Origin of the sequence: Flectobacillus longus, from assembly GCF_030056705.1 — a bacterium.
Lineage (GTDB): Bacteria > Bacteroidota > Bacteroidia > Cytophagales > Spirosomataceae > Flectobacillus > Flectobacillus longus.
This window is the reverse complement of the sequence record NZ_JASHIC010000007.1, coordinates 180,272-200,133: the sequence shown is the minus strand read 5'-3', so window position 1 is coordinate 200,133 and position 19,862 is coordinate 180,272. Positions and strand designations below refer to the sequence as shown.

Annotated in this window: 15 protein-coding genes and 1 tRNA gene; 14 read left to right on the top strand and 2 right to left on the bottom strand. The window is 36.4% G+C overall.

The genetic code is table 11. The annotated features are described in order from the left end of the window. The first annotated feature begins 311 nt into the window (after positions 1–311). From hisG to QM491_RS07095, 13 genes are all read left to right on the top strand, one after another. Positions 312–1,172 (top strand): ATP phosphoribosyltransferase, encoded by an 861-nt coding sequence (gene hisG, locus QM491_RS07155; RefSeq protein ID WP_283326703.1) that lies wholly within the window; start codon positions 312–314, stop codon positions 1,170–1,172. Between the two features lie 107 nt (positions 1,173–1,279). Further along, a complete protein-coding gene (hisD, locus tag QM491_RS07150; RefSeq protein ID WP_283326702.1) occupies positions 1,280–2,539 on the top strand; it encodes a histidinol dehydrogenase in 1,260 nt (419 codons plus the stop codon). Between the two features lie 154 nt (positions 2,540–2,693). Next, positions 2,694–3,749, top strand: coding sequence for a histidinol-phosphate transaminase (gene hisC / locus QM491_RS07145; protein WP_283326701.1), 1,056 nt, complete (start codon positions 2,694–2,696; stop codon positions 3,747–3,749). Between the two features lie 20 nt (positions 3,750–3,769). Then, on the top strand, positions 3,770–4,300 hold the full coding sequence (locus QM491_RS07140) for a hypothetical protein (RefSeq protein WP_283326700.1): 531 nt from the start codon (positions 3,770–3,772) through the stop codon (positions 4,298–4,300). A gap of 61 nt (positions 4,301–4,361) precedes the next feature. After that, positions 4,362–4,438: transfer RNA gene (locus tag QM491_RS07135), tRNA-Ala, on the top strand. Between the two features lie 117 nt (positions 4,439–4,555). Next, positions 4,556–4,825, top strand: a complete 270-nt coding sequence (locus QM491_RS07130; protein ID WP_283326698.1) for a helix-turn-helix domain-containing protein — start codon at positions 4,556–4,558, stop codon at positions 4,823–4,825. After that, positions 4,825–5,295, top strand: coding sequence for a hypothetical protein (locus QM491_RS07125; RefSeq protein ID WP_283326696.1), 471 nt, complete (start codon positions 4,825–4,827; stop codon positions 5,293–5,295). Before QM491_RS07130 ends, QM491_RS07125 begins: the two co-directional genes overlap by 1 nt. Before the next feature lie 464 nt (positions 5,296–5,759). Next, the gene (locus tag QM491_RS07120) at positions 5,760–6,977 is read left to right on the top strand and encodes a glycoside hydrolase family 88 protein (protein WP_283326694.1); all 1,218 of its coding nucleotides are present in this window, start codon (positions 5,760–5,762) and stop codon (positions 6,975–6,977) included. A gap of 93 nt (positions 6,978–7,070) precedes the next feature. After that, positions 7,071–8,321 carry a DUF2264 domain-containing protein gene (locus tag QM491_RS07115; protein WP_283326692.1) on the top strand — a complete coding sequence of 417 codons (1,251 nt, stop codon included), beginning with the start codon at positions 7,071–7,073 and terminating at the stop codon, positions 8,319–8,321. A gap of 152 nt (positions 8,322–8,473) precedes the next feature. Then, entirely contained in the window at positions 8,474–9,850 is a 1,377-nt protein-coding gene (locus QM491_RS07110; RefSeq protein WP_283326691.1) for a family 43 glycosylhydrolase, read from the top strand. Between the two features lie 829 nt (positions 9,851–10,679). Continuing rightward, positions 10,680–11,153 (top strand): Lrp/AsnC ligand binding domain-containing protein, encoded by a 474-nt coding sequence (locus QM491_RS07105; protein WP_166551512.1) that lies wholly within the window; start codon positions 10,680–10,682, stop codon positions 11,151–11,153. 266 nt (positions 11,154–11,419) lie between these two features. Continuing rightward, positions 11,420–12,868 (top strand): Fe-S cluster assembly protein SufB, encoded by a 1,449-nt coding sequence (gene sufB / locus QM491_RS07100; protein WP_283326688.1) that lies wholly within the window; start codon positions 11,420–11,422, stop codon positions 12,866–12,868. Positions 12,869–12,995: 127 nt separating this feature from the next. Continuing rightward, complete coding sequence (locus QM491_RS07095) at positions 12,996–13,883, top strand: bestrophin family protein (protein ID WP_283326686.1); 888 nt, start codon at positions 12,996–12,998, stop codon at positions 13,881–13,883. Between the two features lie 38 nt (positions 13,884–13,921). Here the strand turns inward: QM491_RS07095 and pheA are convergent, their stop codons facing one another. Next, on the bottom strand, positions 13,922–14,998 hold the full coding sequence (gene pheA / locus QM491_RS07090) for a prephenate dehydratase (protein ID WP_283326685.1): 1,077 nt from the start codon (positions 14,996–14,998) through the stop codon (positions 13,922–13,924). A gap of 88 nt (positions 14,999–15,086) precedes the next feature. Next, the gene (locus tag QM491_RS07085) at positions 15,087–16,964 is read right to left on the bottom strand and encodes a DNA topoisomerase IV subunit B (RefSeq protein WP_283326683.1); all 1,878 of its coding nucleotides are present in this window, start codon (positions 16,962–16,964) and stop codon (positions 15,087–15,089) included. 338 nt (positions 16,965–17,302) lie between these two features. Between QM491_RS07085 and QM491_RS07080 the strand changes: the two genes are divergently transcribed. Next, positions 17,303–19,837, top strand: a complete 2,535-nt coding sequence (locus QM491_RS07080; RefSeq protein ID WP_283326681.1) for a polysaccharide biosynthesis/export family protein — start codon at positions 17,303–17,305, stop codon at positions 19,835–19,837. The last annotated feature ends 25 nt before the right edge of the window (positions 19,838–19,862 follow it).

The following is a 19,862-nucleotide window of genomic DNA, read 5'->3' as shown; positions in this document are numbered from 1 at the left end:
GGATAGAGGCTTACAGTGAGTAAATGGTAAGGATGAGCTTCAAAAGCCATTTTTTTCTAGCAGTAACAAGCCATAAGATTCATAGAAATCAGCAATGTTCGACTTTTAAAGCGGTCCATTTATTGACAAAATAAATTAGTCACTCTGTGCCTGATCCCTCAATACCTTATCCCTCATCTATATTTTTTACCATAATTTATTCAAAACAGGTCGAAACCTACGCATGATTCCGTAATTTTGCACCCGATGTTGTCCCGAGTACGCCGAATGTACCAAAAAACAATCTATTAGGACAACCTCAGATGCTGAAAATGAACGAAGTATTAAGAATTGCGGTCCAAAAATCGGGTCGCCTTAGTGAAGATTCACTAAATCTTTTCAAGGAGTGCGGAATCAAATTTGATAATGGTGCTGGTAAATTAAAAGCGACATCTTCAAACTTTCCCGCAGAATTTTTGTTTCTCAGAGACGACGATATTCCTGGTTATGTAGAAGATGGAGTAGCGGATATCGGAATTGTTGGACAAAACGTTCATGTCGAAACAAGCAAACATGTAGACGAAGTAAAATTACTCGGTTTTTCAAAATGCCGTCTTTCTATTGCAATTCCTCGAAGCGAAACTTACAATAGCGTGAAGGAACTTGAAGGTAAAAGTATTGCTACTTCTTATCCAGTGATTTTAGGTAACTTCTTGAAAGATAATGGTGTAACTGCCCATATTCATGAAATATCTGGTTCAGTAGAAATCGCTCCAAGTATTGGATTGGCACATGCTGTTTGTGATATTGTAAGCTCTGGAGGTACTTTGTTGAGTAATGGTTTGAAAGAAGTGGAGGTTATTTTCCGCTCTGAAGCTATTATGATTGGCTATCCAAATCTTTCGCCAGAAAAACAAAACATTGTTAATCAAATCTTGTTTAGAATAGACTCGGTACAACGTGCTAAAAACCGCAAATATGTTGTGCTAAATACCAAACAAGAAAATATTGCTTTGATTCGCCAATTGTTGCCGGGTATGAAAGCACCTTCAATTTTGCCATTAGCAGACGAAGGTTGGGTATCAATGCATTCAGTAATTGAGGAGCAGGATTTTTGGCAAAATATCGAAAAACTTCGTGATGCAGGTGCTGAAGGGATTTTGGTATTGCCAATCGAGAAAATGATTTTTTAATAATTGCTTTCAGCAAATGACATTTCGAGATTTGAAAATAATCTCAATGGGTTCAAAATTTCCCAAGCCGAATGCCAAAGGCTGAATGCAAAAAGTATTCCTTTTGCATGAAAATTATAAAATATCCATCACCATCCGACTACCAAGCGATTCTTACTCGCCCAGTACAGGATATGTCAGTGATTGAACAAAGAGTCATCCCAATCCTTGAAAAAGTAAAGGCAGAAGGTGACAAGGCACTTTTTGAATTGGCATTACAATTTGATAAAGTGACTTTAGAAACGCTTGAAATGGATGCTTCGAAGGTAGAAGCGGCAGCAGGATTATTAAGCGAAGAGCTTAAAACCGCCATTCATGCAGCGTATCAAAATATTTACAAATTTCACGTAGCGCAAAAACAAGCACCTGAAAAAATCGAAACTACCACTGGCGTTACTTGTTGGCGCAAGTCGGTTGGTATCGAAAAAGTAGGGGTCTATATCCCTGGAGGAACAGCACCATTATTTTCTACGGTGTTGATGCTTGGTGTTCCTGCGCAAATAGCTGGTTGCAAGGAAGTTGTATTATGTACGCCTTCTGATCACCCTGCGATTTTGTACGCAGCTAAACTTTGTGGTATTTCTAAAATCTTCCGAGTTGGTGGCGCGCAAGCAGTTGCTGCCATGGCTTACGGAACAGAATCTATTCCTCAGGTTTATAAAATTTTTGGACCAGGTAATCAATATGTTACCGCTGCCAAAATGCTTGTAAACAAAGAAGGTGTAGCCATCGATATGCCCGCTGGCCCCTCAGAAGTAGCAGTTTGGGCAGACAATTCGGCTAACCCAGCTTTTGTAGCGGCAGATTTATTATCACAAGCAGAGCATGGTATCGACTCACAAGTTTTGTTGGTGTCCACTTCAGAGAAAATAATAGTGGCTGTAAATCAAGAATTAGAAAAACAATTGGCGGTATTACCTCGTGCAGAGTTTGCAGCTAAAGCTTTAGAAAACAGTCAAGCAGTATTGGTTGAAAATCAAGGTGTTGCGATTGATATGCTCAACCAGTACGCTGCCGAGCACTTGATTATGTCTGTCGAAAATGCAGAAGAATTATCCGAGCAAATCTTTAACGCAGGTTCTATTTTCTTAGGAAATTATACACCAGAATCAGCAGGAGATTATGCTTCAGGAACCAACCATACTTTACCAACCAATGGTTTTGCTAAAGCCTATTCAGGGGTAAGTTTGGACAGCTTCGTCAAAAAAATAACGATTCAGAAAATTACGAAAGAAGGCATTCAACATTTGGGTAATACCATTATTGAAATGGCCGAAGCCGAATCTTTACGTGCCCATGCCAATGCGGTTCGTGTAAGATTGGCATAATTTTTTGTCATAGAACCAACAAACTAGGTGATAGCTCCTCATTCGGTTGAGATGCGTCACCTTTTGTTGTTAAATGGGGCAGTATTGCCAACAGTCCGTAAGCTGAGGCAATCACTAAAATTTACTTATTTCACTAAATCCAAGAAACAAACTTATGAAATTTGACATACACTCAGTCGTGCGTCCGCACATCTTAAATCTTGCTCCATACTCTTCTGCACGTGATGAATATACAGGTAAAGAAGGTGTTTTTTTAGATGCAAACGAAAATCCAATTGGTTCGGCAACGCCCGAAAACTGGAACCGTTATCCAGATCCTTATCAGTTTGCGATTAAAGAAAAATTAGCTCCCATCAAAGGCTGCCGTCCAACACAAATTTTCTTAGGAAATGGTTCTGATGAACCTATCGATTTAATTATTCGATTGACTTGTGAACCAAAAGTTGATAATATTATTATCTTACCACCAACTTACGGAATGTACGAAGTGAGTGCTTCAGTAAATAATGTGGCAATTCAGAAAATCCCGCTTAAGCCTGATTATCAATTGAACATTGATGCGATTTTGGAGGCAATAAATTCAAAAACAAAATTGATATTTATTTGCTCTCCGAATAACCCAACAGGTAACTTGATTAATCGTGAGGCAATTTTACAAATCATCGAAAACTTCCAACAAGGTATTGTTATTATCGATGAAGCATATAATGATTTTTCTGATGAGCCGTCATTCATTCCAAGCTTAGACGAATACCCTAACGTGATGGTACTTCAGACTTTTTCAAAAGCTTGGGGATTGGCTTCATTACGCTTGGGAATGGCCTTTGCACAAGAAGAATTAATTACACTTTTGAACAAAATTAAATACCCTTATAATATTAATGGTTTGACGCAAAAGTTATTAATTGAGAATATAGACAATACAGATTTTGTAAAAAAATCGGTAGCTACACTCAACGAAAATAGAGCTCAACTTGAAAAAGAGTTAAGCGAATTGCCAAATGTTGAACATATCTACCCTTCAGATGCGAACTTCCTATTGGTTCGTTTCAAAGAAGCAAAAGCTGTATTTGATTACTTAATTGAGAACAAAACAATCGTTCGTGACCGTTCAAAGGTGATTTTGTGTGACAACTGTTTGCGTATCTCCGTCGGAACAAAAGACGAAAATTCCATTTTAATGGGTTATCTTCGTTCTTATGAGGCATAAATCAATTAAATAACAATTTTATGAAAAAATCAGTATTGTTTCTTCTACTCATGGTAGCATCTGTAGGTGCGTTTGCTCAAAACAAGGACTGGGCGATAGGTGGTAAAATTGGAGAACCATCAGGACTAAGTCTACGCAACTACTTGAGAAATGACAAAAATGCTATCGAAATTAATTTTGGAATTTATGGAGGTATCTGGGGCGTCAAAGACAGCTACAAAGATGGTGCTTTTAATGGCTCAGGTATTGCGGTAAGTGGTTTGTATTTGTGGCATAATGCTATGGGAAGTAGTCGTTTCAAAAACTACTATGGTTTTGGAGGACAAATTACGTCTAGAAAGTATTTTGTAGACGATACTTTCAATGGAATTGCCTACAAAAAAGAAATTCCAGCTACAGGATTAGGAGGAGTAGGATCGGCAGGATTAGAATATTTCTCTCCAGACTCACCACTTTCTATCTTCATGGAAGTTGGAGCGTATGTAGAGTTAGTACCCTCAGTATTTTATTTCCACCCACAAGCAGGTATAGGAGCAAGACTTAATTTTTAAAAATAGAATTGGTACTTGCAAAATTATTTTGAAATGATAACTTTGCAGTATCAATTCCAATGGGGATGTAGCTCAGTTGGCTAGAGTGCTTGACTGGCAGTCAAGAGGTCGTGGGTTCGAGCCCCATCTTCTCCACCAAAACGGGTATCACACTTTTATGTGCGATACCCGTTTTTTGTTAACAGCTACTTCTAAATTATTCTTTGATACATATTGTATGTTGATCAAAGAATACAATATGTATAGTTTCGTCATATGACAAATGAAACTATAATATATGAATTTGGACTAAGAATAAAACAGTTGAGGACTGGAAAAGGTATTAGCCAAGAAAAACTATCTTTTGAAACAGGCTTTCATAGAACCTATATAGGAATGATTGAGAGAGGAGAAAGGAATATCTCATTAACTCATATTGCTGTATTTGCTAAGTATTTTGAAATGACCGTTTCCGATTTGTTAAACTTCTCTTCTTTAAATCCAGAACATTCATATCACACCTACACATTTAAAAATAAAGAATAATGTCAAGAAAGCATTCATTTACTTTGACATTATCCAACAATGTCACAGAGAAAGAGGGAGTAAATTACCTAATAGAAAATCATACAGGCTTCTTCAAAATAGACTTGTCAACTAAAAAGAAAATTCTGGATTTGCTACAGATTGAACATCGTTTTCTTCAATCCTTTGATATGATATATATCCCAAATTTAGTTGGGAAGGAGATTAATGGAGATGAAATAGAGACCTATTTGGAAGATATGATACTGGTTGAGTTAAAGACAACTAAAAAGTACCTACCCAATAATCCAAAAGGTTTCTTTTTTGGCGCGACAGAGAACGAATTTAATTTTGGAGAAATATTGGGAGAAAAATTCAGATTTTGCTTTGTGAGTTTACATGAAAAAGGCTCTTCTTATGTGCTATTAACTATTGAGGAACTTGAACTTATTATTCGAAATAAAAGAATACAGTATCAAATTAACTTATAAGTAATCGTGCAGAGTTAAGTTGAATAAATTAATAAAGATAAGATACTGGTAATCATAAAATTACACTCAAAACTCATACTTAAGTCACACTCACACCAACGTTATGATAAAAAGATACTCGCTTCAAATCTTAACATTAATTGTCTTGGCAATATGTGTTCATTCTAGTGCAGCAGTTCTTGCCCGAAAATGTACTGGGTCTAAATATTGTTCTGCCTGTAAAAATTGTAAATACTGTAAACATTGCGCCAAAAATGGAGGCACTTGTGGCATTTGTAAATAACTCCTTTCATTTTTAAAATGAATCTTTTACATACAGCACCTCTCCCCAACCCCAACCAAGGATAGACGTTCTTTTTAATTCTGTAGTTTTGAAAAACTTTTTCATGCTTTGAGTAAAGTATTACCTATTCTGAGCTTTATTGTTTCGGGCATAAGCCTCTAACATTTTAAAACTTTATGTCATGAAATCCCAATTTATTAAAAACTACAGTCTTCTTTTATTCCTTTGCTGCTTGTTAGGTTTTACGAGTATGGCACAAAAAGCCTCTCAAGCTATTTCAAGACCTCTTTTGTTGAAGCAATTCAAACAAAATTTTTCCGATGCACAAAAACAGTATCAGTTTTTGGCTCAACATCTTCACGCTGGTAAATTTCCTAAAACGTATTTTCCCAACACAGACCGCTATGAGTTTAGTAATTCTGATTGGTGGTGTAGTGGCTTTTACCCTGGCTCTTTGCTTTATATTTATGAACAAACCAAAGACCAAGCTACGTATCAGGAAGCTGAACGTATTTTGAAAGACCTAGAAAAGGAAAAGTATAATACCACAACCCATGATTTGGGTTTTATGATGTTTTGTAGTTTTGGTAATGCTAATCGTATTGCTCCAAAACCAGCATATAAAGAAATTTTGCTGACTTCTGCCAAGTCTCTTGCAACACGTTTTAACCCAAAAGTAGGCTGTATTAAATCATGGGATTCAAAGCCTGATGATTTTTTGGTGATTATCGACAATATGATGAACCTCGAATTGTTGTTTTGGGCAACAGAGGTAACGGGCGATTCTAGCTATTATAAGATTGCGGTAACCCATGCGAATACAACGATGAAACACCATTTTCGTCCTGATTATAGTTCATATCATGTGATTAATTATGACGCTAACACTGGTGAGGTAAAACAAAAGAAAACAGCTCAAGGTTTTGCCAATGAATCGGCTTGGGCACGTGGACAGGCTTGGGGTTTGTACGGATATACAGTGATGTATCGTGTGACTAAAAATCCGATTTACTTAGAGCAGGCGAATAAGATTGCTAATTTCTATCTAAACAATCCAAACCTTCCAGCAGATAAAATTCCTTTCTGGGATTTCAATGCGCCAAATCAACCAGAAGCTTTGCGTGATGCTTCAGCAGCTTCGGTTGTGGCATCAGCATTATTAGAGTTGCAAGGATATGTAAAGGCTCCTTTGGCTAAAACTTATGTATCTTCTGCCGAAAAAATGCTTTGGAGCTTGTCAAACGCACCTTACAAAGCTACTTATGGGAAAAATGGTGGCTTTTTAATCAAACATTGTGTAGGTCATATTCCACAAAATACTGAAGTTGATGTGCCACTAACCTATGCAGATTATTATTTCTTAGAAGCAATGAAGCGCTATCAAGAATTGAAAAAATAAGCTTAAATTCTGTATTCAATTTTTTACTCAATTTGGTTTAATAAAGCTTATCTAGCAATATTAAATCAAGTTGAGTTTTTACTATTAAAACCTATGAAGAAACTTATCCTTGCCTCTCTTATGGCTTGTGCTTTAAGCTATCAGGCTACAGCACAGAAAACTAAAAAGAAAAAAGAAACGGCTATCGAAGCGCCTGTGCTCACTACGCGTGAGGTATGGCTTGCGCATCTTGACCAACTATCTCGCCCTGTCTTGCAAAGTTTAGCAAATGATAGCCTCAAAATTAAAATGCCTGTCGAACTATCCGCTCATATTGACAACAAAGCAAGTCGTTCGCAAGTGGCGTATCTCGAAGCTTTTGGTCGTTTATTATGTGGTATAGCTCCGTGGCTCAATGCTGAAGGTGGTACTCCTGCTGAAGTTGCGCTAAGAGATACATACAGACAATGGGCGGTAAAAGCTGTTGCTAATGCCGTAAATCCTCAAGCAAAAGATTATATGAAATTCGAGGGGGCTGGACAGCCTTTGGTCGATGCCGCATTTTTGGCATTGGCTTTTGTGCGCTCTCCTTGGCTTTGGGAGCATTTAGATGCTACAACTAAGCAAAATGTGGTAAACTCTTTTGTGAAAACGAGAGATATAAAACCAGGTTTTAGTAACTGGATATTATTTTCAGGTATGATTGAAGCCTTTTTCTGCAAGTATGGCTATTCATGGGATATACTCCGTGTTGAGTATTGTTACCGTCAGTTTGAACAATGGTATTTGGGTGATGGTATTTATGGCGATGGAGAGAAATTCCATTTTGATTATTATAATAGTTATGTTATTCAGCCTTTTTTGGTAAATATTTATCAAGTGGTGAGCGCAAAAAATCCTTCTTTTAATTGGGCTGGGAAAAAAATTATGGAGCGTGCACAACGTTACGCACATATTCAGGAAAAATTAGTGAACCCCGATGGTACATTTCCTGCAATAGGCAGGTCGTTGGTATATAGAGGAGGCGCTTTTCATCATTTGGCAGATATGGCTCTGGTGCATAATCTTCCAAAGGAAATTAGTGTTGCGCAAACTCGTGAAGCTTTAACGGCAATTTTAAAGAAAACAACAGAATCAAAATCAACTTTTGACGAAAAAGGTTGGTTAAAAATTGGATTTTATGGCGCTCAACCCGAAATCGCAGATTCATATATTACTACAGGAAGTTTATATTTATGTTCTTTTATTCTGCTTCCATTAGGATTGCCAGAAACGGACGAGTTTTGGAGTTCAAGCCCACAACCTTGGACATCACAGCGTATTTGGCAAGGATTGCCAGTTCCACCAGACCATGCCATTGATTAAGAGAAGATTTATCGCTTAAATAGGGTAAGATGAATTGAAAACTTACCCTATATACCCTTTTGAATAATACCTTGAGTATAATTGTGTACAATTGACACTTATTGATTGTGAGCAATCTCTAAAAGTTATTTCATCCCTTTAATAAACAAATAATGAACTTATTCAAATCTCTTCTAGGACTTGGTCTGTGCTTGTCAATAGCAGAAGCTACTGTCGCACAAACCGCTCGAAATTATAATCCGATTATTCCAGATTTAGTTGCAGACCCAAGTATTGTGAAATTTGGAGATACTTTTTATTGTTATGCGACAACTGACGGCTATGATAAAGGTTTGGCGACTTCGGGACCTCCAGTTCTTTGGCAATCTAAAGATTTGGTGAATTGGTCTTTTGACGGAATATTCTTTCCATCGGCTGCCAAACAACTTTTTTGGGCTCCAAGTTATGCCCAAAAAGTAGGAAAAGACTATTTCTTTTACCCAACGGTCAATACACATATTTATGTAGCAAAAGCATCGTCTCCGAAAGGCCCTTTCAAATTAGTCGGAGAAGATACTTTTGAAAAAGGTAAAGCTCCTGCTCCGCTTGTGCTGATGGACGGACCTAAAAAAACGAAAGGAATTGATGCCGAAATCTTTATTGACGATGATAAAACGCCTTATTTGTTTTGGGCACAACGTGGTGCAGCTAAGTTAAAACCCAACATGACCGAATTGGATGGCGATATTCAGGTGATTCAAACTAAGAGAAATGGCTATTCTGAAGGGCCAATCTTTTTTAAACGAAAAGGTATTTACTACTATATGTACACCTTGAGCGGTCATGAGCATTATGCCTATGCGTATCAATATAGCAAAGTTTCTCCCTTTGGGCCTTACGAATTTCCTAAAGAAGAAATTATCGCTAAAACCGATACCACCGAAAAAATTTATGGTCCTGGTCATGGCAATGTTTTTAATATTGGCGATGATTATTACTTCACTTATCTCGAATTTGGTCGCTCAGGAACCAATCGTCAGGTTTGGATTAACAAAATGGAGTTTAATGAAGATGGTACCATTAAACCCGTAAAATTGACGAATAAAGGTGTAAATCCTTTGAATGTTAAAGATAAAGGATTGAAAATTGAGGAAACAAGTGCTTCTTCTACTAAGCCAGAATATAAAGTGCCTCATATTTATGATGCAACACTCAAACGCACTGAATATTACAATCCTGCCAACGCAACGGATTGGTCAAATGGTACTCGTTGGATGGCTGATGCCAATGATTCTTTAGCCACTTTTACGGCAAAACTTTCAAAATCTCAAACCATTAAGAAAGTAGAAACATACTTTGTTAAACCAACTGCTGGTCATGCGTATGTCTTAGAAGGCTCGCAAGATGGTAAAACTTGGGTAAAATGTGGTGGACACAATGATGTTCAGATTAAATCTCCACATACAGATATTTTAAACAAGAAATTTCAATATCTAAGAATTAAGTTCTTGAAAGGAGTTGCAGGTATTTGGGAATTTAAAGTCCAATAATTCCTCGCATCGTGAATATTTATTAAAACCTCGGCTCTTTTGGGTTGAGGTTTTTCTATTTTGAGATAGGGATATTTGAGTAATCGGTAGGAACAAAAGAACTTTTCTTCCTTTTTGTTGTCAAAATGGACAAAATCGAAATGAAAGTACCGCTTTGCTAAATTGAAATATTATTTGGGAAATTTGTAAAATAAGCAAATCAAAATGAGGCTTAACCAAAGAAGATAAAATGAAAAAAGAGCTGAATACGCTCAATAGGAGAGCTTTAGGAAGTTCTAAAGGCTATAAAAACAAAAAAAGCAGACTCAGTAAGACTGCTTTTTTGAATTACACTTCATCAACAAACTAAAAACCAAATAAAACTACTTTTTTATATTCGTAGTCAATCTGATAATCTGGGAATAAAGGTAATCAGGAAATTTTATTTTGCCAAATCGTATATCCCCAAAATTTCAGATAAATTGCTGTAGGAGAAGGACTCGAACCTCCACGGCGTAGTTAGGTATAGTACAAAATCTGGTGGTCAACCCCAGTCTATCTTGCGATAGGCATTATACTAACTTTATCCCGTAATCACCACCCCCGAGACAGGAGGGCACGTCTGCCAAATTTCATCACCCTACATTGTGTGTGTCGTTGTTCTTTTAACTTGACAATGCAAAGTTAACAGGTGTTCAGATATTTTGCAAATATTTTATAAAAAAATGTTAAAATTTATAGTATTTTCAAAAATTCGCTATTTTTGTTAACGAATCGTTAAAAATGGCAATTCGCAAAGCCTTATTTTTTGCGAAATTGTTAATAAAAACTTTAGACTGTATTAATACCTATGGAAAAAGTACCAGGAATTGACCAAGTTGATTTAAAAATATTAGGGCTTTTGATGAGCGATGCTACTATGCCCTATACCGAAATTGCTAAAAAAATCCACGTTTCGAGTGGAACTGTCCATGTTCGAATGGCAAAAATGGAAGAAATGGGAATTGTAAAAGGCTCCCAATTGATTGTCGACCATACTAGGCTTGGTTGGGATATTTCGGCTTTTCTAGGTATTTATCTAGATAAAAGTTCTCTCTATGCAGAGGTAGCAGACCAACTCATGCAGATTCCCGAAGTGGTAAGTATTAATTATACCACGGGTATCTATTCTATTTTTGCCAAAATTGTTTGTCGTGATACCGTTCACCTCAGAGAAGTATTGCACGACAAAATTCAAAAAGTGGCAGGAATTCAGAGAACAGAAACATTTATATCCTTGGAGGAGTCTGTAAATCGTTCGGTTCCGTTTGCTAATCCGACTTAAAAGGAGGGTTTAGGTGGTCTTTTCTTCAAAAATTAGGAATAATTAGGGGACATCTTAGAAAAATTCTAAACAACAGAACTTTTCTTGCGCTTTTTGGTTTATTTTTGTAGACCAATTATTTCAGTGAATGAATTCAAAGGTCAATAATTAGTTGAAAAGCTAACAAAAATCATTTTTTTAGGTGATATTTTTACATGCTTGCAACTTATCTCCATTGTCTAGCACAAAATCACTGATATACCAATTGCTGTAACAGATTAAATACAATGGCAAAAGAAGAAATAGACATTCTCGAAGAAATCACCTCCTCTGAGTATAAATATGGTTTCGAAAGTCACTTCGAAACAGATGAAGTACCTGCAGGTTTGAATGAAGACGTTATCCGTCAAATCTCGGCTAAGAAAAACGAGCCTGAGTGGATGTTGGAATGGCGTTTGAGCGCATACCGTACTTGGTTGGGTATGCAAGAACCAGAATGGGCTAATGTTGACTATAAAAAAGTTGACTACCAAGCTATCAAATATTATTCAGCTCCAAAACAAACGAAAGTTGTTAATTCATTGGATGAAATTGATCCTGAGTTACGTCGTACTTTCGAGAAATTAGGTATCTCTCTTGATGAGCAGAAGCGCCTTTCTGGAGTTGCAGTAGATGCTGTAATTGACTCAGTTTCAGTGGCTACTACATTTAAAAAGACTTTGGGTGAAAAAGGTATTATTTTTAGCTCAATGTCTGAAGCAATTAAAGAACATCCTGAATTAATCAAAAAATACTTAGGCTCAGTTGTTCCTGTAAAAGATAATTTCTTTTCGGCATTGAACGCTGCTGTATTCTCAGATGGTTCATTCTGTTATATTCCAAAAGGAGTAAGATGTCCAATGGAATTATCTACGTATTTCCGTATTAATGCGGCTGGTACTGGTCAATTCGAACGTACTTTGATTGTTGCTGACGAATCTTCTTACGTAAGTTACCTAGAAGGTTGTACTGCTCCAATGCGTGACGAAAACCAATTGCATGCTGCTGTAGTTGAAATCGTAGCACACGAAAATGCAGAAGTTAAATACTCTACTGTTCAAAACTGGTATCCTGGTGATAAAGACGGTAAAGGTGGTATTTACAACTTCGTAACAAAACGTGGTATTTGTGATGGCGCAAACTCAAAAATCTCTTGGACTCAAGTAGAAACAGGGTCGGCTATTACTTGGAAATACCCTTCTGTGATTTTGAAAGGTGATAACTCTATCGGTGAATTTTACTCAGTAGCAGTTACCAACAATATGCAACAAGCAGATACAGGTACGAAAATGATACATATTGGTAAAAATACCAAGTCTCGTATTGTTTCAAAAGGTATTTCTGCGGGTCGTTCTCAAAACTCATACAGAGGCTTAGTTGAAGTGATGAAACGTGCAGAAAATGCTCGTAACTTCTCTCAATGTGACTCATTGTTGATGGGTGACCGTTGTGGTGCGCATACTTTCCCATACATTGAAGTAAAAAATAATACAGCGACTGTAGAGCACGAAGCGACTACTTCGAAGATTGGTGAAGACCAGATTTTCTATTGTAATCAACGTGGTATTTCTACTGAAGCAGCTATTGCTTTAATTGTGAATGGATATGCCAAAGAAGTATTGAATCAATTACCAATGGAATTTGCAGTAGAAGCACAAAAGCTTCTTGCTATCTCACTGGAAGGTTCAGTAGGTTAATGAATCGAATTTTATTACAATAGATATAAAAACAGCTTCTATTTTCGATAGAAGCTGTTTTTGTTTGTACCGTCGAGTATTAAATTTATCTTCACATTCAAACTTTTACTAAATTATTCTTATCTCTATGATCAATTATAATCCAAAAGAATGGTTCACCTTTATTTTCCACTTTCATAAAGCCGATACCTTCAGAAAATTGTTTCCTATGTTGATAGCTATAGGAGCTTATTCTGGCTTGATTGCTTATTTGGAAGTTGATGTTTTTAAATTAAGTGATAATTCGCATATCAAAAATATTCCAGCTATGCACGGAATGTTGGGTTTTGTGATTTCGATGTTGTTGGTATTTAGAACAAACACTGCCTATGACCGCTGGTGGGAGGGGAGACGTAACTGGGGGGCTTTGACAAATGCCTCACGTAATTTGGCTATCAAGATTCAAGCGGTAGTTCCCAAAGAGTTAAAAGAAGAAAGGACTTTAATTGAAAGCCTTATTATAGAATATGCTTTTGCCTTGAAACGTCATTTGCGAGGACATCAAAATGATAGCGAGCTGTTTATTTCTGAATATAAGATTAAATCAGAATACCATAAGCCAAATTATATTGCCAAATTGCTAGTTGAACAAGTGCAGGCATTATATGCAAAAAATATTATTTCGGGCGAGCAGTTACTTTTTATCAACGAAGAGATTCGAAGCTTTACGGATATTTGTGGAGCTTGCGAACGAATCAAAAATACTCCAATTCCATTTTCTTATACGGTATTTTTGAAAAAATTTATCTTCTTTTATGTAATGACTTTGCCCTTTGGCTATGTTTTTACACTAGGTTATATCGTGATTCCAGTGGTAGTTTTTGTTTTTTATGTTTTAGCAAGTTTAGAGCTGATTGCAGAAGAAATTGAAAATCCATTTGGTACAGATGCGAACGACTTACCATTAGCACAGATGTGTAAAAATATTCAAAAGCATGTAGGTGAAATATTTCAAGAAGAATCAGTTTTAAGATAAAAAGAAAGCCGTTAGCGATAAACTAACGGCTTTTATTATTATACCATTTTTACATAACTTCCGAGCCACTTGATGTCGGATTCATGTTTTTTCATGATATGTTGAACATTCTCATCTAAGAAGTACCCATCAAATTCCATCAAGAACCAGAAGTTGAATGTTTCACCTTCTTTCACAGGTCTAGATTCAATTTTTACAAGGTTAATTCCTCTATTTTCGAACTCTTGGAGAAATCTTACCAGTGTTCCTGGCTTACCATCGTCAGGGAGTTTGGCAATAATGGTAGTTTTGTCTTTCTCGCTCTTTTGGTTGACAAAATCTTTTCCAATAATAAAAAATCTTGTTCTGTTCTGAGACGAATCTTGAATATTGTCAAACAATATAGGAACATCAAACAATTTGGCCGCAATATGAGAACAAACAGCAGCAGATTGTTCATCTTGAGAGGCTAATTTGGCAGCTTTTGAGGTTGAATCAACTTGTACAAAAAACTCTTCATCTTTACCATTGAAATATTCATTCAAGAATTTTTCACATTGTCCAAACGCAATATCTTTTGAATAAATACGCTTGATATCAGATAATTTTTCGGCTTTGGTTGCGAAAGTGAAATGAACAGGAATAACCACTTCGGCTACAATTTTCAAATCCGTTTCGTTTAACAAATCAATTGTCTCTTTCACGATACCTTCCAAATTATTTTCGATAGGTACAACACCGAATCTCGCACGACCTGTATCAATGCTTTCAAAAACAGAGCGAATGCTTGGCAAAGGTAAGTAATCACTCATAGCACCAAAGCGGCTTTCGGCTGCTTGATGAGTAAAGCTTCCTTCTGGACCCAAATAAGCAATACGTTCAGGCAATTCAAGATTACGAGATACTGCAAAAATTTCGAGGTAAATAGCCTCAATCGCAGGACGAGTCAATAAACCTTGGCTCATTTCTGCAAGACGGTCGATGATTTGTTTTTCACGCTCGGGACGATAAATAACAGTCTGAGTCGTTTTTTTAAGCTCTCCAACATGCTTTACAACTTCCATGCGCTTGTTGAGTATCTCAAGCATTTCGTTGTCAAGCTCATCAATCTGTTGTCGTAATTGTTCTAGGGTCATATTATGGTTAACAGGATATTTCTGCTAATGAGCAGGAAAAGAAATATTTGAATTAGAACTCAACATTTGTTGAGCTCTAATCTATATCTTATGCTGCTGCTTCGGCAGGGTCTTTTTCAATAATGAGATTGTCGATAATAAATCTTTGACGATCAGGGGTATTTTTACCCATGAAATAAGTCAGAATTTTAGGAATGGTTGTATCCTTTTCTAGGATTACAGGTTCTAAACGAATATTATCGCCTATAAATTTACCAAATTCTTCTGGAGAAATCTCACCTAAACCTTTGAAACGTGTAATTTCTGGTTTTGGACCCAATTTATGAATGGCATTAAGACGTTCTTCGTCGGAATAGCAATAGATGGTTTCTTTTTTGTTTCGAACACGGAATAATGGTGTTTCCAAAATATACAAATGACCATTGCGTACCAAATCTGGGAAAAATTGCAAGAAAAATGTCATCATTAGCAAACGAATGTGCATACCATCTACGTCGGCATCGGTTGCAATAATGATTTTGTTATAACGAAGACCCTCCAAGCCATCTTCGATATTCAAGGCATGTTGGAGCAGGTTAAATTCTTCGTTTTCATAAACAATCTTTTTGGTTAAGCCAAAGCAGTTAAGCGGTTTACCTCTCAAACTAAACACAGCTTGAGTTTGCACATTGCGAGATTTGGTAATTGAACCACTTGCAGAGTCACCTTCGGTGATAAACAACATTGAATCATAACGATTATCGGACTTTTCGTTAGATAAATGCACACGACAATCACGAAGCTTTTTGTTGTGTAAGTTGGCTTTTTTAGCACGTTCATTCGCCAACTTTTTGATACCTGCAATATCTTTACGCTCACGCTCAGACTGTTCGATACGCTTTTTGAGTGCTTCAGCAGTCGTTGGGTTTTTGTGCAAAAAATTATCCAACTCAGTCTTAATGAAATCTCCTACAAAACTTCTAACGGTTTGAGAGCTAGAATCTGGGGACATGGTGATTGACCCTAATTTTGTTTTTGTTTGAGATTCAAAAACGGGTTCTTGAACACGAACAGCTACGGCAGCGACAATGCTGGCACGGATATCTTCAGGAGCGTAATCCTTTTTATAGAAATCACGTACTGTACGAACCACGGCTTCACGGAAGGCTTGCAAGTGAGTACCCCCTTGAGTTGTATTTTGACCGTTTACAAACGAATAGTATTCTTCGCCATATTGATTACCATGGGTCATGGCAATTTCAATATCATTTCCTTTAAGATGAATGATAGGATAGCGATTTTCTTCTTCGTTTGTTTTTTTACTCAATAAATCAAAAAGACCTTTTTGAGAAAAATACTTTTGTCCATTAAAATTGATAGACAATCCTGCATTCAAATAAGCATAATTCCAGAAAAGATTATCCAGATATTGTGGAATAAAATGGTAATTTTTGAAGATAGTGTTATCAGGTTCAAAAATGGTTTGAGTACCATTTTTGGCATTACTTTCTGGTTCACCGTCTGATTCAGTAAGTATTTCGCCTTTACTAAATTCTGCCCATTTTGTTTTTCCTTCACGAAATGATTGTACTCTAAAAAAGCTTGATAGTGCGTTGGTTGCTTTTGTACCTACCCCGTTCAAACCTACAGATTTTTGGAAAGCTCCAGAATCATATTTTCCTCCTGTGTTGATTTTGGAAACACAGTCGATTACTTTTCCAAGTGGAATACCACGTCCATAATCACGTACCTCTACTCGGTGGTCTGAAATTTTCACATCAATGGCCTTACCATGACCCATCATGTGCTCATCGATAGAGTTATCGACAATTTCTTTTACTAATACATATATTCCGTCGTCTGACGAAGAACCATCGCCGAGCTTACCAATATACATACCAGGACGAAGACGAATATGTTCTTTCCAATCTAGTGACCGAATACTGTCTTCGGTATATTGAACCTCATTATTGGGAGTTGTTGACATACTGCTAGAGAAAGAATGGTTTATTGATGTTTCATCAAAACAAGTTACTAAAATTACTTATTGGCTATATTTTTGATTTGCATTTTAAGTGTGTTGACTCAAAAATATAGTTTTGGATTAAGAAGTTAGCAAATCTACAAAAAAGCATTAAAAATCGTAAGCCTATATTAATTTAATTGTCCACTCCCTAATTAATCTGCTTAAGATTGTCGAGATTTAGCCAAAAGTTCATTTACTTTGTGATTTAATTCAAACTTATCTTAATAATAAAAGTACCGTTTTTTGGACTATTTTTGGAAAAACCTTCTTAAATCAACCCAAGGACAAAATTAAAAAACATGTTACAACACAAAAACACAAGCAATCTTGTTTTGAAGGCTATAAAATCTCGTCATTCATTCATGTCTGCGGTTAACTTACGCTCTATATCTTTATTATTGGTTGCTTTATGGAGTTTGAATTCTTTTGCACAAATACCTGGCATACCTACAAACATTTCACTTCCTACATCCATTGGTCGTCCAACCACTGCTACAGCTACAGGTACTAAAAACTCTGGATCAAGAAAGGTCACAGAGATAGCTGCTGAGAAAAATGAAATAGATTCTTTAAGAAAAAAGAAAGAATTGGCTTTAAATGAGGCAGACTCCAATACTGTCAATTTAAGAAAGAAAATCTTTGGGTATTCGATTTTCAATAATTCAAAAATAACATTTGATTCTTATGCTCGAATGGCGACTCCCAAAAATTATATTTTGGGTCCTGACGATGAAATAATAATTGATATTAATGGGTATTCAGAGAGCCATCTGACATTACCGATTTCACCTGATGGAAACATTAAGGTTGATCGTGTAGGTAATATTTTTGTTAGTGGCTTGACCATCGAAGAAGCAAAAAAACGAATTGTTAGTAGATTGTCTCAAATATATGTTGGTTTAAAGGCAAGTGGAGGTGTTCCTGCAAATACTACTGCTACTATTTCTTTGGGCAATATAAGAACGATACGAGTAACTGTAATAGGAGAAGTCATTGCTCCTGGTACGTATGCGGTATCTTCCTTGGCAAAAGTATTTAATGTGCTGTACCAAGCGGGAGGTCCCAACGAAAATGGTACATTTCGTGAAATTAAAGTTATAAGAGGTAAAAAACTTGTGGCTCGTGTGGATTTGTATGATTTATTGACAACTGGAAATTTACGTCAAGATATTGCATTACAAGATCAAGATATTATTCAGGTTACACCATATAAAGCTAGAATAGAAATTGCAGGAAAAGTTAAAAAACCTGCGATGTTTGAGATTTTGCCTAATGAAAACCTAGATATGATTATTAATGATTATGCTGGAGGATTTTTGCCTGAAGCATATAGAGGTGTTTTGAAAGTTACTAGATATACTGATAAGGAAAGAAAGTTAGTAGACTTAAGTGGAGATTTGCTGTCTTCATTTTTTCCGAAATCAGGAGATTTTGTCGCTGTAGACCAGATTCTATTAGATAGATACGAAAATGCAATCAATCTAAAAGGGGCTGTTTTTCGTCCGGGACGTTATTCTTTAAGTGATAATTCAACTCTTGTAAAACTCATCAAACGTGCTGATGGATTTAAGGAAGATGCTTTTTTAGATAGAATTTTGGTTGTTAGACTCAAGAGCGATTTAACTAAGGAAAATATTGCTATAAACTACAAAGAAATTCTTTCTGGAGTAGCTCCAGATTTTCCTTTGAAAAGAGAGGATGAAATTAGTGTTTATTCTAGCTTGGATATGATGGAGAACTACACTGTACGTATTCAAGGTGAAATCAAGTTGACTTCAATGGAAGGTTTTGCAGAAAAAACACCAACTGGATCAACTGCTCTAGGAATATTACCAAATGGAAGCGGCGAAACCCCTTCAATAGGAACATATCCTTATGTTAAAAATATGACTGTGGAAGATTTGGTTGTAAAAGCAGGAGGCTTGAAAGAATCAGCAGCAACAGGTAGAATCGAGGTTATTCGTAGAAAGAAAAATATTGGACAAGATGATCCGTCTAAAATTACACCTACAATTGGTGAGAAATTCCAATTTTCGATTAATCCTGACTTGTCTATGAGTCCATCGGCTTCTAAGTTTATTTTGGAGCCTTTTGATGAAGTGTTTGTTCGTTCATCACCAAATTATGAACGTCAACAGTTTGTATCAATAGACGGGCAGGTTATTTTTCCTGGCGTCTATGCCTTGGAAAGAAAAGACGAAAAATTACTTGATGTAATTAAGCGTGCTGGAGGATTGAACGCACAAGCGTATCCGGCAGGAGCAACTTTGATTAGAAGGGTGAAACTGACAGACCAAGAGGTTGAGCGTAAAGCAAGACAAATTCAGGATTTGAGTGATAATAATACAGAAACATCAGTTAAGGTAGAACCAATCAAACAGGTATACGAAGAATCAATAGGTATTGATTTAGTGGACGTATTAGAAAATGAAAATTCTAAATCTAATATGTTACTTCAAGATGGTGATATCCTTCGCATACCCAAAGAACCTCAAACAGTAAGAATGCAAGGCGAAGTATTATATCCGACTTCAACTAGATTCATTGAAGGGGCTTCATTCAAGCATTATATCTCAGAATCAGGAGGATTTACATCACTTTCATCACGTAAACGTTCCTATGTTATTTATGCAAATGGTTCTGTAGATCGTACTCGTAAATTATTGGGCTTGGTGAATGTCTATCCAAAGATTAATCCAGGGTCAGAAATTGTTGTGCCTCGAATTAACCAAAAACAAATGGCATCACAGCAAGTTCTTGGTATTATTTCAACAATTACCGCATCACTTACAGGTATCGGTACGATTATCGCCTTAATGCGTGCAATTCAATAATATAAAATATAGCATTTATTAATTT

Coding starts and splice junctions, on each gene's coding strand:
- QM491_RS07125 (WP_283326696.1), top strand. CDS start 4,825: ATGTCAAGAAAGCATTCATTTACTTTGACATTATCCAACAATGTCACA.
- QM491_RS07120 (WP_283326694.1), top strand. CDS start 5,760: ATGAAATCCCAATTTATTAAAAACTACAGTCTTCTTTTATTCCTTTGC.
- QM491_RS07130 (WP_283326698.1), top strand. CDS start 4,556: ATGACAAATGAAACTATAATATATGAATTTGGACTAAGAATAAAACAG.
- pheA (WP_283326685.1), bottom strand. CDS start 14,998: ATGACCCTAGAACAATTACGACAACAGATTGATGAGCTTGACAACGAA.
- QM491_RS07105 (WP_166551512.1), top strand. CDS start 10,680: ATGGAAAAAGTACCAGGAATTGACCAAGTTGATTTAAAAATATTAGGG.
- hisC (WP_283326701.1), top strand. CDS start 2,694: ATGAAATTTGACATACACTCAGTCGTGCGTCCGCACATCTTAAATCTT.
- QM491_RS07080 (WP_283326681.1), top strand. CDS start 17,303: ATGTTACAACACAAAAACACAAGCAATCTTGTTTTGAAGGCTATAAAA.
- QM491_RS07085 (WP_283326683.1), bottom strand. CDS start 16,964: ATGTCAACAACTCCCAATAATGAGGTTCAATATACCGAAGACAGTATT.
- QM491_RS07110 (WP_283326691.1), top strand. CDS start 8,474: ATGAACTTATTCAAATCTCTTCTAGGACTTGGTCTGTGCTTGTCAATA.
- sufB (WP_283326688.1), top strand. CDS start 11,420: ATGGCAAAAGAAGAAATAGACATTCTCGAAGAAATCACCTCCTCTGAG.
- QM491_RS07115 (WP_283326692.1), top strand. CDS start 7,071: ATGAAGAAACTTATCCTTGCCTCTCTTATGGCTTGTGCTTTAAGCTAT.
- QM491_RS07140 (WP_283326700.1), top strand. CDS start 3,770: ATGAAAAAATCAGTATTGTTTCTTCTACTCATGGTAGCATCTGTAGGT.
- hisG (WP_283326703.1), top strand. CDS start 312: ATGAACGAAGTATTAAGAATTGCGGTCCAAAAATCGGGTCGCCTTAGT.
- hisD (WP_283326702.1), top strand. CDS start 1,280: ATGAAAATTATAAAATATCCATCACCATCCGACTACCAAGCGATTCTT.
- QM491_RS07095 (WP_283326686.1), top strand. CDS start 12,996: ATGATCAATTATAATCCAAAAGAATGGTTCACCTTTATTTTCCACTTT.